Source organism: Streptomyces sp. NBC_00285 (genome assembly GCF_036174265.1).
GTDB lineage: Bacteria > Actinomycetota > Actinomycetes > Streptomycetales > Streptomycetaceae > Streptomyces.
The window spans coordinates 4467698-4481688 of record NZ_CP108055.1; the positions used below are offsets into that span (position 1 = coordinate 4467698).

Sequence of the window (13991 nt, forward strand, 5' to 3'; positions counted from 1 at the left end):
ATACAGAAAGGCCCACACCATAAGGTGTGGGCCTTTCCATTCAAAAGGAGTTCGGCGGTGTCCTACTCTCCCACAGGGTCCCCCCTGCAGTACCATCGGCGCTGTAAGGCTTAGCTTCCGGGTTCGGAATGTAACCGGGCGTTTCCCTCACGCTATGACCACCGAAACACTATGAAACTGTCGAACCATGCCACACCACACCCCCTCGTAAACCACAGGGATGTGGGGCTGTTCGTGGTTTCAGAACCAACACAGTGGACGCGAGCAACTGAGGACAAGCCCTCGGCCTATTAGTACCGGTCACCTCCAGCGGTTACCCGCCTTCCAGATCCGGCCTATCAACCCAGTCGTCTACTGGGAGCCTTAACCCCTCAAAGGGGGTGGGAATACTCATCTCGAAGCAGGCTTCCCGCTTAGATGCTTTCAGCGGTTATCCCTCCCGAACGTAGCCAACCAGCCATGCCCTTGGCAGGACAACTGGCACACCAGAGGTTCGTCCGTCCCGGTCCTCTCGTACTAGGGACAGCCCTTCTCAATATTCCTGCGCGCGCAGCGGATAGGGACCGAACTGTCTCACGACGTTCTAAACCCAGCTCGCGTACCGCTTTAATGGGCGAACAGCCCAACCCTTGGGACCGACTCCAGCCCCAGGATGCGACGAGCCGACATCGAGGTGCCAAACCATCCCGTCGATATGGACTCTTGGGGAAGATCAGCCTGTTATCCCCGGGGTACCTTTTATCCGTTGAGCGACGGCGCTTCCACAAGCCACCGCCGGATCACTAGTCCCGACTTTCGTCCCTGCTCGACCCGTCGGTCTCACAGTCAAGCTCCCTTGTGCACTTACACTCAACACCTGATTGCCAACCAGGCTGAGGGAACCTTTGGGCGCCTCCGTTACTCTTTAGGAGGCAACCGCCCCAGTTAAACTACCCATCAGACACTGTCCCTGATCCGGATCACGGACCCAGGTTAGACATCCAGCACGACCAGACTGGTATTTCAACGACGACTCCACAGACACTGGCGTGCCCGCTTCACAGTCTCCCAGCTATCCTACACAAGCCGAACCGAACACCAATATCAAACTGTAGTAAAGGTCCCGGGGTCTTTCCGTCCTGCTGCGCGAAACGAGCATCTTTACTCGTAGTGCAATTTCACCGGGCCTATGGTTGAGACAGTCGAGAAGTCGTTACGCCATTCGTGCAGGTCGGAACTTACCCGACAAGGAATTTCGCTACCTTAGGATGGTTATAGTTACCACCGCCGTTTACTGGCGCTTAAGTTCTCAGCTTCGCCACACCGAAATGTGACTAACCGGTCCCCTTAACGTTCCAGCACCGGGCAGGCGTCAGTCCGTATACATCGCCTTACGGCTTCGCACGGACCTGTGTTTTTAGTAAACAGTCGCTTCTCGCTGGTCTCTGCGGCCACCCCCAGCTCACCGAGTAAATCGGATCACCAGTGATGGCCCCCCTTCTCCCGAAGTTACGGGGGCATTTTGCCGAGTTCCTTAACCATAGTTCACCCGAACGCCTCGGTATTCTCTACCTGACCACCTGAGTCGGTTTAGGGTACGGGCCGCCATGAAACTCGCTAGAGGCTTTTCTCGACAGCATAGGATCATCCACTTCACCACAATCGGCTCGGCATCAGGTCTCAGACTATATGAACGGCGGATTTGCCTACCATTCGTCCTACACCCTTACCCCGGGACAACCACCGCCCGGGATGGACTACCTTCCTGCGTCACCCCATCACTCACCTACTACAAGTCTGGTTCGCCGGCTCCACCACTTTCCATTCCCCGAAGGGTCCGGAACGGCTTCACGGACTTAGCATCGCCTGATTCAATGTTTGACGCTTCACAGCGGGTACCGGAATATCAACCGGTTATCCATCGACTACGCCTGTCGGCCTCGCCTTAGGTCCCGACTTACCCTGGGCAGATCAGCTTGACCCAGGAACCCTTAGTCAATCGGCGCACACGTTTCCCACGTGTGTATCGCTACTCATGCCTGCATTCTCACTCGTGAACCGTCCACCACTAGCTTCCGCTGCAGCTTCACCCGGCACACGACGCTCCCCTACCCATCCATACAGGCGTTGGCCCTATTGTATGAATGACACGACTTCGGCGGTACGCTTGAGCCCCGCTACATTGTCGGCGCGGAATCACTAGACCAGTGAGCTATTACGCACTCTTTCAAGGGTGGCTGCTTCTAAGCCAACCTCCTGGTTGTCTGTGCGACTCCACATCCTTTCCCACTTAGCGTACGCTTAGGGGCCTTAGTCGATGCTCTGGGCTGTTTCCCTCTCGACCATGGAGCTTATCCCCCACAGTCTCACTGCCGCGCTCTCACTTACCGGCATTCGGAGTTTGGCTAAGGTCAGTAACCCGGTAGGGCCCATCGCCTATCCAGTGCTCTACCTCCGGCAAGAAACACACGACGCTGCACCTAAATGCATTTCGGGGAGAACCAGCTATCACGGAGTTTGATTGGCCTTTCACCCCTAACCACAGGTCATCCCCCAGGTTTTCAACCCTGGTGGGTTCGGTCCTCCACGAAGTCTTACCTCCGCTTCAACCTGCCCATGGCTAGATCACTCCGCTTCGGGTCTTGAGCGTGCTACTGAAACGCCCTATTCGGACTCGCTTTCGCTACGGCTTCCCCACACGGGTTAACCTCGCAACACACCGCAAACTCGCAGGCTCATTCTTCAAAAGGCACGCAGTCACGACCCACAGAGTAAACTCTGTGAGCGACGCTCCCACGGCTTGTAGGCACACGGTTTCAGGTACTATTTCACTCCGCTCCCGCGGTACTTTTCACCATTCCCTCACGGTACTATCCGCTATCGGTCACCAGGGAATATTTAGGCTTAGCGGGTGGTCCCGCCAGATTCACACGGGATTTCTCGGGCCCCGTGCTACTTGGGTGTCTCTCAAACGAGCCGTTGACGTTTCGACTACGGGGGTCTTACCCTCTACGCCGGACCTTTCGCATGTCCTTCGTCTACATCAACGGTTTCTGACTCGCCTCACAGCCGGCAGACTGTGAAAGAGAGATCCCACAACCCCGCACACGCAACCCCTGCCGGGTCTCACACGTATACGGTTTGGCCTCATCCGGTTTCGCTCGCCACTACTCCCGGAATCACGGTTGTTTTCTCTTCCTGCGGGTACTGAGATGTTTCACTTCCCCGCGTTCCCTCCACATACCCTATGTGTTCAGGTATGGGTGACAGCCCATGACGACTGCCGGGTTTCCCCATTCGGAAACCCCCGGATCAAAGCCTGGTTGACGGCTCCCCGGGGACTATCGTGGCCTCCCACGTCCTTCATCGGTTCCTGGTGCCAAGGCATCCACCGTGCGCCCTTAAAAACTTGGCCACAGATGCTCGCGTCCACTGTGCAGTTCTCAAACAACGACCAGCCACCCATCACCCCGGAGCTACACTCCGAGTTCACTGGGGCCGGCACCCGAAGACAGACCTTACGGCCGTGCCCTCAGACACCCAACAGCGTGCCCGGCATCCCCGCCACTCATGATCAGCTTTCCACGCTCCGAAGAGCAGTACTTGCAGCCCGAGATGACTGACGATGCCGAATAATCAACGTTCCACCCGTGAGCAACCACCGTCGAACGTGTGCCGACGTAATGGCCCTGGACCACCGGGCAAGCCCGGCAGCCTAGATGCTCCTTAGAAAGGAGGTGATCCAGCCGCACCTTCCGGTACGGCTACCTTGTTACGACTTCGTCCCAATCGCCAGTCCCACCTTCGACAGCTCCCTCCCCACAAGGGGGTTGGGCCACCGGCTTCGGGTGTTACCGACTTTCGTGACGTGACGGGCGGTGTGTACAAGGCCCGGGAACGTATTCACCGCAGCAATGCTGATCTGCGATTACTAGCAACTCCGACTTCATGGGGTCGAGTTGCAGACCCCAATCCGAACTGAGACAGGCTTTTTGAGATTCGCTCCACCTCACGGTATCGCAGCTCATTGTACCTGCCATTGTAGCACGTGTGCAGCCCAAGACATAAGGGGCATGATGACTTGACGTCGTCCCCACCTTCCTCCGAGTTGACCCCGGCGGTCTCCTGTGAGTCCCCGTCACCCCGAAGGGCACGCTGGCAACACAGGACAAGGGTTGCGCTCGTTGCGGGACTTAACCCAACATCTCACGACACGAGCTGACGACAGCCATGCACCACCTGTACACCGACCACAAGGGGGGCACCATCTCTGATGCTTTCCGGCGTATGTCAAGCCTTGGTAAGGTTCTTCGCGTTGCGTCGAATTAAGCCACATGCTCCGCTGCTTGTGCGGGCCCCCGTCAATTCCTTTGAGTTTTAGCCTTGCGGCCGTACTCCCCAGGCGGGGAACTTAATGCGTTAGCTGCGGCACCGACGACGTGGAATGTCGCCAACACCTAGTTCCCACCGTTTACGGCGTGGACTACCAGGGTATCTAATCCTGTTCGCTCCCCACGCTTTCGCTCCTCAGCGTCAGTAATGGCCCAGAGATCCGCCTTCGCCACCGGTGTTCCTCCTGATATCTGCGCATTTCACCGCTACACCAGGAATTCCGATCTCCCCTACCACACTCTAGCCTGCCCGTATCGAATGCAGACCCGGGGTTAAGCCCCGGGCTTTCACACCCGACGTGACAAGCCGCCTACGAGCTCTTTACGCCCAATAATTCCGGACAACGCTTGCGCCCTACGTATTACCGCGGCTGCTGGCACGTAGTTAGCCGGCGCTTCTTCTGCAGGTACCGTCACTTTCGCTTCTTCCCTGCTGAAAGAGGTTTACAACCCGAAGGCCGTCATCCCTCACGCGGCGTCGCTGCATCAGGCTTTCGCCCATTGTGCAATATTCCCCACTGCTGCCTCCCGTAGGAGTCTGGGCCGTGTCTCAGTCCCAGTGTGGCCGGTCGCCCTCTCAGGCCGGCTACCCGTCGTCGCCTTGGTGAGCCATTACCTCACCAACAAGCTGATAGGCCGCGGGCTCATCCTTCACCGCCGGAGCTTTCAACCACCACAGATGCCCGTAGCAGTGATATCCGGTATTAGACCCCGTTTCCAGGGCTTGTCCCAGAGTGAAGGGCAGATTGCCCACGTGTTACTCACCCGTTCGCCACTAATCCCCACCGAAGTGGTTCATCGTTCGACTTGCATGTGTTAAGCACGCCGCCAGCGTTCGTCCTGAGCCAGGATCAAACTCTCCGTGAATGTTTACCCGTAATCGGGTGCACACATCACGAGAGCGGAGCAACCACCGGAATAAGGCGGTCACTCACAGCGTCCTCGCTGTGTATTCTTCAAAGGAACCTCATCTACGACCATGAAGGCCGGAGACGGGGTATCAACATATCTGGCGTTGATTTTTGGCACGCTGTTGAGTTCTCAAGGAACGGACGCTTCCTTTGTACTCACCCTCTCGGGCTTTCCTCCGGGCTTTTCCCTTCGGTCTTGCGTTTCCGACTCTACCAGACCGTTTCCCGATCCGATTTCCTCGGTGCTTTCCAGGTTCCCGCTTTCGCGTTTCCCTTTCCGGCGATCCCAACATTATCAGAAGTTTCAGGCCGGACTGACCGGCCATCTGTTTCCGAATATCATCGGGAAGGGGCTTCTTCGAAATGCAAGATTTCCAGAAGCAGACAGACACTCACTGCTGCCGAGCGGGATGAACCCGGCTCCAGGCAACTGTTCGAATCTACCTCCCCGCATCGTCCGTGTCAACGGCTCTTGCGGGGCGAAGGAGACAGTAGCAGCTCTGTACGGTCACCCGCACATCAGGCGGCGATGGGGACGCCGGCGCTGCGTTCCGCTTCTTCGACATCGCCCGTGTCACCGGTACGCGCCGCTCGTCCGCCGAGAACAAAGACGTAGACGAGGAAGGCCAGCTCGGCGATGACCCCGATGGCTATGCGGGCCCAGGTGGGCAGGCCCGAGGGGGTCACGAAGCCCTCTATGGCGCCGGAGACGAACAGGACCAGGGCCAGGCCGATCGCCATACCCACGGCAGCTCGGCCCTCCTCGGCCAGTGCGGCACGTCGGGAGCGGGGGCCCGGGTCGATCAGAGTCCAGCCGAGACGCAGCCCTGTGCCGGCGGCTACGAAGACCGCGGTGAGTTCGAGCAGGCCGTGTGGGAGGACGAGGCCAAGGAAGGTCTCCAGGCGGCCGGCCGAGGACATCAGGCCCAGGCCGACGCCGAGGTTGAGCATGTTCTGGAACAGGATCCACAGGACCGGTAGGCCCAGGAAGACTCCCAGGACCAGGCACATGGCAGCGGCCTGGGCGTTGTTCGTCCACACCTGGGCGGCGAAGGAGGCCGCGGGATGGCTTGAGTAGTACGTCTCGTACTGGCCGCCCGGGCGGGTGAGCTCGCGCAGTTCGCTGGGGGCCGCGATGGAGGACTGCACCTCGGGGTGGGTGCCAATCCACCAGCCCAGGAGAGCTGCGACGAAGGTGGACAGCAGTGCGGTGGGGACCCACCAGTGCCGTGACCGGTAGACGGCGGCTGGGAAGCCGTATGCGAGGAAGCGGGTGACGTCGCGCCAGGAGGCGCGGCGGGTTCCTGTGACGGCGCTCCGCGCGCGTGCCACTAGTTGGCTGAGTCGGCCCGTGAGCTGTGGGTCGGGGGCGCTGGACTGGATCAGGGAGAGGTGAGTGGCGGTGCGCTGGTAGAGGGCTACAAGTTCGTCGACCTCGGTGCCGTTGAGTCGGCGCTGGCGCCGGAGCAGGGCGTCCAGGCGGTCCCATTCGGCTCGGTGGGCGGAGACGAAGACGTCGAGGTCCATCGGTTTGCCTGCTCCTCGGCTGATCGTCGGCGGTCCGTCGCGGGTGTCAGCTTGTCGTACTGCGGCACGATGCGCTCTCAGCTTGGCAGACTGGCCATCGACTGGGCAGGGCAGGGGAAGGGCGGCGGACGTGAGTGAGCTGGTGACGGGCGAGGCGGTGGCGCTTGAGCTGCGCCCTGCGAGGCTGCCCAGCAGGGTGTTGGCCGTGGTTATCGATCTGGCCGTGGTCATGGTCGTGTACATCGCCGTGATCATTGCGCTGGTGGCGGCTTCCGCGTCGTTGGACGATGCGGCGCAGGTCGCCCTTTCGATCGCCGCGTTCCTCCTGGTGCTGGTGGGCGGGCCGATCGCGGTCGAGACGCTGAGCCATGGGCGCTCGTTGGGGAAGCTCGCCGTCGGGCTTCGTGTGGTGCGGGACGACGGCGGGCCGATCCGGTTCCGGCATGCGCTGGTGCGGGGCGCGATCGGCGTGGTCGAGATCCTGATGACGTTCGGGGTCGTCGCCTGTATCGCTTCGCTGGTTTCGGCGCGCGGGCGGCGGCTCGGTGACGTGTTCGCGGGGACGCTGGTCGTACGGGAACGGATTCCCGTCGCACCCGGCGGATTCGTGCCGCCACCTCCGCCCTGGCTGGCCGGGCGGTTCTCGGAGCTCGATCTGTCGGCGGTTCCCGATGGCCTGTGGCTTGCCATCCGGCAGTACCTGACGCGGATGCACCAGCTGGATCAGCAGGTCGGGTGGGCGATGGCTGAGCGGCTGGCGTCCGATCTCGCGGCTCGTACGGGAGCTCCGGCGCCGCAGGGTGTGCCGCCGGGGGCGTATCTGGCGGCGGTGGTGCAGGAACGGCAGGCCCGCGAGGCCCGGCGAGCCTTCGGCAACGGTACGGCGCGGGTTGGGCCGTTGCCCGTAACGGGGCCCGCCCCTGCGGTCGGGGTGCCGGGTGGCTATCCGTACCCGGGGGTGCGGCCTACGCCCCCGTCCTTTCCTCCGCCGGCTGTCGCGTACGGATACGAAGCGGATCCGGTGGGGCGGCCTCCCGGCACTGTTCCGGCAGGCGAAATTCCGGCAGGCGGGGCCTTGTCCGAGGACGCCGAGGGCGTCTCTGACGGGGGCCGGTCCAGCGCACCGCCAGCAGGCAGGCCCGCGTCCGGGTTCGTTCCGCCTGCGTGATCCTGCCGGTCCCTGTGACGCTTTTGGCGGGGTGAACGGAGCCGGCACCCACTGAAGTCGGTTCAGTCGAGGGGTGGTTCAGGGAACGCCGACGGTGGGGATTCGAGGTCCTCCAGCTCGATTCCCGGGGCTGCGAGGACCACGTCCCCAGCGATGTGCACTGAGTGCTGCTCGCCGGTGTCCAGGGCTGTGACCTGGTACTCCTCCACGATCAGCGGGCCGTTGTCAGTGGCGTGTGCTTCTCTTTTCAGCAAGGTCCAGGACTGGTCCACGGTGCGCGGGGCGAGGACGGGGTCCGTGAGGGCCACGAGGCGTACGCGAGTTGCTGAGTTGAAGGCGGTGAGGCGCAGGAGACGGGTGGTGGCGACGAGGAATGCGGGGGAAGTGCCGGTGAAGGCATGGGCGGCGACGTTGCCTTCGGTGGCGTGGGATCCGGTGGGGTCCGTGCGGACCCAGGTGACACCGTCGAGCGCGGCGCCGCGTACCTGCCAGCTCTCGGCGTGGAGTTCGAGGCGGATGGGGCGACCGAGTTCGTCGAGGGTCAGGTCGACCGAGCCGCTGTGACCGCCGGCGGGGGTCGTCCGTTGAGAGACGTAGCGCCAGCCGGACGGGCCGGGGGCGCACTGGAAGTGTTCGTCTGCGAGGGGAGCGTGATCGTGCGGGTCGTGAAGCGAATAACGGCCGCGGGGCATGGAGGTCCTGGGTTCTGACGGGCTGTCCGGCCTGACGGTCGCACAGGGCGATGGGTTGCAGGACCAATGGGGCAGGCCCCCGACACGGGGGTGCGGGGGCCTGCCTCGGAGGAACTGCTGCCGTGCCCTTCGGGCTCAGTAGCGGTAGTGGTCCGGCTTGTACGGGCCGTCGACCTCGACACCGATGTACGACGCCTGCTCCGGGCGCAGCTCGGTCAGCTTCACACCGAGCGCGTCCAGGTGGAGGCGGGCGACCTTCTCGTCGAGGTGCTTGGGCAGCACGTAGACGTCGGTCGGGTACTCGTCGGGCTTGGTGAACAGCTCGATCTGGGCCAGGGTCTGGTCCGCGAACGAGTTGGACATCACGAACGACGGGTGCCCGGTGGCGTTGCCCAGGTTCAGCAGACGGCCCTCCGACAGCACGATGAGGACCTTGCCGTCGGGGAACTTCCAGGTGTGGACCTGGGGCTTGACCTCGTCCTTGACGATGCCGGGGATCTTGGCCAGGCCGGCCATGTCGATCTCGTTGTCGAAGTGGCCGATGTTCCCGACGATCGCCTGGTGCTTCATCTTGGCCATGTCGGCGGCCATGATGATGTCCTTGTTGCCGGTCGTGGTGATGAAGATGTCGGCCTTGTCGACAACGTCGTCCAGCGTCGTGACCTGGTAGCCGTCCATCGCCGCCTGCAGCGCGCAGATCGGGTCGATCTCGGTGACGATCACGCGGGCGCCCTGTCCGCGCAGAGACTCCGCACAGCCCTTGCCCACGTCGCCGTAGCCGAAGACGACTGCGGTCTTGCCGCCGATGAGGACGTCAGTGGCACGGTTGATGCCGTCGATCAGGGAGTGGCGGCAGCCGTACTTGTTGTCGAACTTCGACTTGGTGACGGCGTCGTTGACGTTGATCGCCGGGAACAGGAGGGCGCCGTCGCGCTGCATCTCGTACAGACGGTGGACACCGGTCGTGGTCTCCTCCGTCACGCCGCGGATCTCCGAGGCGAGTTGGGTCCACTTCTGCGAGCCGTCGGTGATGGTCCGGTCGAGGACTTCGAGGACGACACGGTGCTCGTCGGACTCGGCGGTGTCCGCAGAGGGGACCTTGCCGGCCTTCTCGTACTCGACACCCTTGTGGACGAGCATGGTGGCGTCGCCGCCGTCGTCCAGGATCATGTTCGGGCCGCCGGTGGGCGTGTTCGGCCAGGTCAGAGCCTGCTCGGTGCACCACCAGTACTCCTCCAGGGTCTCGCCCTTCCAGGCGAAGACCGGGATGCCCTGGGGGTTGTCGGGCGTTCCGTTCGGGCCTACGGCGACAGCGGCTGCCGCGTGGTCCTGGGTGGAGAAGATGTTGCAGGACACCCAGCGGACCTCGGCGCCAAGGGCAACCAGGGTCTCGATCAGAACGGCGGTCTGCACGGTCATGTGCAGCGAGCCCATGATGCGGGCGCCGGCCAGCGGCTGGGTGGCCGTGAACTCCTTGCGGATCGCCATCAGACCCGGCATCTCATGCTCGGCGAGAGTGATCTCCTTGCGGCCGAACTCGGCCAGGGAGAGATCGGCGACCTTGAAGTCCTGTCGGTTGTCCACAATCGTCATTACGGGCTGCTCCTCGGGGTTGGGGCGAGGTGGGTACGGCTGGTCTGCGCGGCGGCGGACACAGGGGTGCCCGAAGAGGACACAGGCATGCCCGGTGCGCGCAGCGCAGTCCGTCGGAGGCCCTCTCTCCCTCGGTCGGTCCGCGGTGGGACCGCCCGACCGCCATCAGCAGCGACGTCTGGCTTCGTCCCAAGCTACACCGGTCCGCCGGGCGACCCCAGCCCGCCTCCGAATACATCAGGCCGAACACGGGCTGCGGCCCGGGTCATCGCCAGGGCGCCGCCGGTTGTTCCGACAGGGTGCCCCGGCTGAGGTGACAACAGGCCTACGAACTTCGGAACAGTCGGAAACAGAGCAGGTCATCCAGGCACTTTTGCTCCGTGGGCGTCCGGGGCAGGCGAGGAAGGATGCGAGCGATCGGAACATCTGATCGATCTTGCGGGGCGTCCTGGACGGCGTTTCCGCAGCACAACGGCGTGAGGAGATCGACGTGACAAGTCCGGCCGGACCTCCCCCCACAGGCGGCGGCAGCAGGGAGCAGCAGCGATTGAAGCTGCTCGCGGTAACCGCATGCCCGACCGGCATCGCCCACACGTACATGGCCGCGGAGAAGCTCACGCAGGCCGCCGAGAGCCGTGGCATCGACATGAAGGTGGAGACCCAGGGATCCATCGGGGCCGAGAACATCCTGGATGACAACGATGTCAGCACCGCGGACGGCGTGATCATCGCCGCGGACAAGGATGTGGACCTGGCCCGTTTCGTGGGCAAGCGGGTCCTGACCGTGGGGGTGGCGGAGGGAATCCACCACCCCGAGCAGTTGATCGAGCGAGTGCGGTCGGCACCGGTGCACACAGCGGGCGATGCGCCGACAGAGACTGCGTCGGCCGACGGCGGCAAGCAGCGGAGCACGGTCTACAAGGCGCTGATGAACGGCGTCTCGTACATGATCCCGTTCGTGGTCGTCGGCGGTCTGCTGATCGCGGTCTCGCTCGCGCTCGGCGGCGACGCGACAGCCAAGGGCTATGTGATTCCTGAGGGCACCTTCTGGGCCGACGTCAATCAGATCGGTGTCATCGGCTTCCAGCTGATGATCCCGATTCTGTCCGGATATATCGCCTACGCCATCGCCGACCGGCCCGCGCTCGTGCCCGGCATGATCGGCGGCTGGATCGCCAACACGGGTTCGCTGTACGACTCGAAGGCGGGCGCCGGGTTCATCGGGGCGATCGTGACCGGGTTCCTCGCCGGGTATCTGGTGCTGTGGATCAAGAAGGTCAGGGTGCCGACGTTCGTGCGGCCGATCATGCCGATCATCGTGATCCCGATCGTGGCGACCACGGCGCTCGGGCTGTTCTTCATCTACGTCATCGGCCGGCCGATCTCGTGGGTGTTCGAGCACCTCACCAGCTGGCTCAGCGGGATGACGGGGACGAGCGCGATCCTGCTGGGCGCGATTCTCGGGCTCATGATCGCGTTCGACATGGGCGGGCCGGTCAACAAGACGGCGTTCCTGTTCGGCGCGGGGCTCATCGCGACCGGCAACCAGACGGTGATGGGCATGTGCGCGGCCGCGATCCCGGTCATGCCGCTCGGACAGGGGCTGGCGACCCTGATACGGAAGCGGCTCTACACCGAGCAGGAGCGGGAGACCGGGCTGGCCTCGCTGTTCATGGGCTGCTTCGGCATCTCGGAAGGCGCCATCCCGTTCGCGGCGGCGCGGCCCGCGCAGGTCATTCCGGCCAACATGGTCGGCGGGGCGGTGGCCGGTGCGGTCGCCGGCGTCACCGGAGTCGAGGACGCGGTGCCGCACGGTGGGCCGATCGTGGCGGTGCTGGGTGCGGTGAGCGGGGTGCCGATGTTCTTCGTGGCCGTGGTGATCGGCACGGTGGTCACGGCGCTGACGACGGTCACGTTGGTCGACATCGGCGAGCGGAGGCGCAAGGGCGTTGTGCCTGTGGCCGCGCCGGGTGCGTCCGGGTCGTTCGAGCCCGGGCCTCTCGAACCCGCACTGGTCGGGGTGGGCACGGGGGTGGCGGGAGCAGGAGCGGTCGGAGCCGTGATGGCACAGAGCGTCGTGACCTCGGGTGCTCCCGCCACGAAGGCGATGTCGGCCGAAGCCGCGGAAGTCACCGACACCGACGCCCGCACCGGCACCGAAGCCGGCGGTGAGGCCGAGGGGAAGGTCCTCTCCGGTTACCTCACCGACCAGACTGTGAAGGTCGCCCTCGACGCCCGCTCCAAGGAGAGCGCGATCCGGGAGATGGCCGCGCTGCTCGCCCGGACCGGCAAGGTGACCGACGCGGACGAGCTGGTCGCCACTGCCCTGCGGCGCGAGGAGCAGGGCACGACCGGGCTCGGGGAGGAGATCGCGATCCCGCACGCCAAGACGGATGCGGTGACCGCCCCCATCGTCGGGTTCGCGCGGTCCGACGAGGGCGTCGAGTGGGGCTCACTGGACGGTACGAAGGCCAGGCTGGTCTTCATGATCGCGGTGCCGGAGGCGGCCGCCGGCGACGAACACCTGCGGATCCTCGCGCTGTTGTCGCGGAAGCTGATGGATCCCGAGTTCCGGGAGCGGCTCACCGCGGCGCCGGACGAGAGGGCCGTGCTGTCAGTGCTGGGGGACATCCGCTAGCTGTCGGATGGCCGAGAGGTGACGGGGCCCGCCGAGGGATCGGCCGGCCCCGTCACCGTATCGCGGCAGGACGTCAGTGGCCGGGGGTCGGCTGCTGTGCCGGTCCCCCGGGGGTCGCCTCCTGGTCGGCGCCCTTGGCGGCCTCGGCATCGCTGTAGATGTCCGGTTCGAGGTAGATGACCCGGGCGATCGGGACGGCCTCGCGGATGCGGGACTCGGCGGCGTTGATGGCCGAGGCGACCTCGGCGGCCGAGTCGTCGTGCTGAACGGCGATCTTGGCGGCGACCAGCAGTTCCTCGGGGCCGAGGTGAAGCGTGCGCATGTGGATGATGCCGGTGACGGTGTGGCCGTCGACGATCGCGGTCTCGATCTTCTTGACCTCCTCGATGCCCGCGGACTCGCCGAGCAGCAGGGACTTGGTCTCGGCGGCCAGGATGAGCGCGATCAGGATGAGCAGGATGCCGATGCAGAGGGTGCCGATGCCGTCCCAGACGCCGTCGCCGGTGAGCAGGGCGAGGCCGACGCCGCCGAGGGCGAGGAGCAGACCGACGAGGGCGCCGAAGTCCTCCAGGAGAACGACCGGGAGCTCGGGCGCCTTGGCGCGGCGCACGAACTCCTTCCAGGAGAGGTCGCCGCGCAGCGGGTTGGACTCCTTGATGGCCGTACGGAAGGAGAAGCCCTCGGCGATGATCGCGAAGATGAGGACGCCCACCGGCCAGTACCAGCGCTCGATCTCGTGCGGGTGCTTGATCTTCTCGAAGCCCTCGTAGACGGCGAACATGCCGCCGATCGAGAAGAGCACGATGGAGACCAGGAAGGCGTAGATGTATCGCTCGCGGCCGTAGCCGAAGGGGTGCTGCGGGGTGGCCTCGCGCTGGGCCTTCTTGCCGCCGAGCAGCAGCAGGAACTGATTGCCCGAGTCGGCGAGCGAGTGCACGCCCTCGGCGAGCATCGAGGACGAGCCGCTGAACGCGAACGCCACGAACTTCGATGCCGCGATCGCGAGGTTGGCACCGAGTGCCGCCACGATCGCCTTGTTTCCGCCTGACGCGCTCATCTGCTCGCGTTGTCCCTTCGCCTCAAGTGCCTCTA

At 63.9% G+C, this 13991-nt stretch carries 6 protein-coding genes and 3 rRNA genes; 2 read left to right on the forward strand and 7 right to left on the reverse strand.

The genetic code is table 11. The features are described 5' to 3' along the window. Positions 1-49: 49 nt before the first annotated feature. From rrf to OHT57_RS20570, 4 genes are all read right to left on the reverse strand, one after another. Positions 50-166: ribosomal RNA gene (rrf, locus tag OHT57_RS20555) — 5S ribosomal RNA — on the reverse strand. 104 nt (positions 167-270) lie between these two features. Beyond that, a 23S ribosomal RNA gene (locus OHT57_RS20560) occupies positions 271-3394 on the reverse strand. Positions 3395-3709: 315 nt separating this feature from the next. Then, positions 3710-5237: ribosomal RNA gene (locus OHT57_RS20565) — 16S ribosomal RNA — on the reverse strand. Together the 16S, 23S and 5S rRNA genes form the textbook arrangement of a ribosomal RNA operon. 563 nt (positions 5238-5800) lie before the next feature. Continuing rightward, positions 5801-6808 (reverse strand): stage II sporulation protein M, encoded by a 1008-nt coding sequence (locus OHT57_RS20570; protein WP_328747924.1) that lies wholly within the window; start codon positions 6806-6808, stop codon positions 5801-5803. Positions 6809-6938: 130 nt separating this feature from the next. Here OHT57_RS20570 and OHT57_RS20575 point away from each other — a divergent pair, with 130 nt between their 5' ends. Next, on the forward strand, positions 6939-7976 hold the full coding sequence (locus OHT57_RS20575; RefSeq protein WP_328747925.1) for an RDD family protein: 1038 nt from the start codon (positions 6939-6941) through the stop codon (positions 7974-7976). Between the two features lie 62 nt (positions 7977-8038). On the opposite strand, the gene OHT57_RS20580 is transcribed toward OHT57_RS20575, so the two are convergent. Both OHT57_RS20580 and ahcY read right to left on the reverse strand, forming a co-directional pair. Beyond that, on the reverse strand, positions 8039-8668 hold the full coding sequence (locus OHT57_RS20580) for a hypothetical protein (protein WP_328747926.1): 630 nt from the start codon (positions 8666-8668) through the stop codon (positions 8039-8041). Positions 8669-8803: 135 nt separating this feature from the next. Then, a complete protein-coding gene (ahcY, locus tag OHT57_RS20585) occupies positions 8804-10261 on the reverse strand; it encodes an adenosylhomocysteinase (protein ID WP_328747927.1) in 1458 nt (485 codons plus the stop codon). Between the two features lie 490 nt (positions 10262-10751). Between ahcY and OHT57_RS20590 the strand changes: the two genes are divergently transcribed. Further along, the gene (locus tag OHT57_RS20590) at positions 10752-12899 is read left to right on the forward strand and encodes a PTS fructose transporter subunit IIABC (protein WP_328747928.1); all 2148 of its coding nucleotides are present in this window, start codon (positions 10752-10754) and stop codon (positions 12897-12899) included. A 73-nt stretch (positions 12900-12972) separates the two neighbouring features. Here OHT57_RS20590 and OHT57_RS20595 read toward each other — a convergent pair whose 3' ends face one another. After that, entirely contained in the window at positions 12973-13956 is a 984-nt protein-coding gene (locus OHT57_RS20595) for a cation diffusion facilitator family transporter (protein ID WP_328747929.1), read from the reverse strand. Positions 13957-13991 lie beyond the last annotated feature (35 nt).